The sequence below is a fragment of the Polaromonas sp. genome (genome assembly GCF_049790275.1).
In the GTDB taxonomy this organism is placed as follows: Bacteria; Pseudomonadota; Gammaproteobacteria; order Burkholderiales; family Burkholderiaceae_C; genus Polaromonas.
Genome location: NZ_JBAQYR010000049.1, coordinates 1 through 2086, shown reverse-complemented (window position 1 = coordinate 2086; position 2086 = coordinate 1). Strand labels below are relative to the sequence as shown.

Here is a 2086-nt window from a genome sequence, read left to right as displayed (position 1 = left end):
GGCGTACCCAACTCCGAACCCGCTCCTGACCCCACCCCCCTTCTGTATGCGCCGAGGAGCGGAGGGCCAGACGGATCAGGGCGAGCGATTGTCTGAGCCGAAGGCGAGTTCGAGCTCGACCCCGGCTGGACCGAGCACCGGAGGTTGCCCCGAAGCGCAGCGCAGGGGACCCAGACCATCGGGTCGCCTTTTCTTTGCTTACTTTCTTTTGGCGCGACAAAAGAAAGTGAGTTGCCGCCGGGCACCCCCCGGCCAGCAGGCAGACCATCAGCCTCTGATCCCTCTAGCAGCATCAACCTATCCATCCACAGGCGGCAAATGTTAGCCCGCCTCACAACCCTCCCTCGCGAAGCCCGCGACACCCTGTTCCTGCTGCTGGTCATCGCCTGGGTGCTGCTGCCGCAAGTCAGCGAACTGCCCTGGTGGTGCAGCGCGCTGGCGGCCGGCATGCTGCTTTGGCGTGGCCGGCTGGCTTTCAGCGCCAGGGCACTGCCGGGCCGCTGGTGGCTGCTGGGACTCCTGGTCATCTCCATCGTCGCCACGCTGCTGACGCACCGTACCCTGCTCGGGCGTGATGCCGGCGTCACGCTGATCGTGATTCTGTTGGCGCTCAAGACGCTGGAGCTGCGTGCCAAACGTGACGCCTTTGTCGTATTTTTCCTGGGCTTTTTCACGATGCTCACCAACTTTTTCTACTCCCAGTCTCTGCTGACAGCCTCCAGCATGCTGCTGGCCTTGCTGGGCCTGCTGACGGCCCTGGTCAATGCCCACATGCCGGTCGGCAAGCCGCCGCTGTTGCAGGCCGCTAAAACCGCCAGTTGGATGGCTTTACTGGGCGCGCCCGTGATGGTGCTGCTGTTTGTGCTCTTCCCTCGCCTGGCGCCGCTGTGGGGGGTTCCGTCCGATGCGATGACGGGTCGCAGCGGCCTGAGCGCCACCATGCAGGTCGGCACCATTGCCAAGCTGGCACTTGACGACAGCATTGCCATGCGGATTGCGTTCGAAGGTCGGCCTCCCCCGCAGCGCGACCTGTACTTTCGCGGCCCGGTGCTCTCCAGCTTCGATGGGCGCGAGTGGGTCTCTTCGTCCCGCTCGGCTTTTCCATCGCGTTACAAGCTGACCGACAACCTGGTCGTCCTGGGCGAAGCCGTTCGTTACGAGGTCACGCTCGAGCCTACCAGCCGCCCCTGGCTGTTTGTGATGGAAGCCACCGGCCAAAGCCCCGAGCTGCGCGGCTACCGGACGCGCATGAGCAACGACCTGCAATGGCTCACCGACCGCCCCATCACCGACCTGGCACGCTACAAGGCGCAGAGCCATCCGGTGTTCCGGCACGGACCGGACAAGCGGGAGGTCGGCCTGCAGGAGTTTGTCGAACTGCCCTCCGGCTTCAACCCGCGCACGCTGGCACTGGCGGCCGAGCTGCGCAGCGACCCGCGTCATGCACAGGGTGGCACCCAGGCACTGGTGCAGGCCGCCATGGACAAGCTGCGCACCGGCGGCTACACCTACACGCTGGAACCGGGCGTGTACGGTGTCAACACCGCCGATGAGTTCTGGTTCGACCGCAAGGAAGGCTTTTGCGAACACATTGCCTCGGCTTTTGTGGTGCTGATGCGCGCCATGGATGTGCCGGCCCGCATCGTCACCGGCTACCAGGGCGGGGAGCTCAATTCCGTCGATGGCTTCTGGGTGCTGCGCCAGAGCGATGCCCATGCCTGGACCGAGGTCTGGCAGGCCGGCCAGGGCTGGGTGCGCGTGGACCCGACCTCGGCCGTGTCCCCCGGGCGCACCGGGGCTTTCCAGCGGCTGGCGGCGCCGCAGGGCCTGGTCGGCCAGGCATTGGGCAACTTCAACCCGACCCTGGCGGCACAACTGCGCGCCACCTGGGAGGCGGTCAACAACCGCTGGAACCAGTGGGTCCTCAACTACACCCAGGGCAAGCAGCTGGAGCTGCTCAGGGACATTGGTTTTGAGTCACCGAGCTGGGAAGACCTGGCCTATGTCCTGATCGGGGTGGTTGTGCTGGTCAGCCTAGCCGGTGCCGCCTGGACCCTGTGGGACCGCGCCCAGCACGACCCCTGGC

At 65.8% G+C, this 2086-nt stretch carries 1 protein-coding gene; it reads left to right on the top strand.

Translation table 11 applies throughout. The features are described from left to right. Nucleotides 1–318: 318 nt before the first annotated feature. The coding region (locus WA904_RS06365; RefSeq protein WP_425196289.1) for a transglutaminaseTgpA domain-containing protein at nt 319–2086 on the top strand (1768 nt) is incomplete at its 3' end.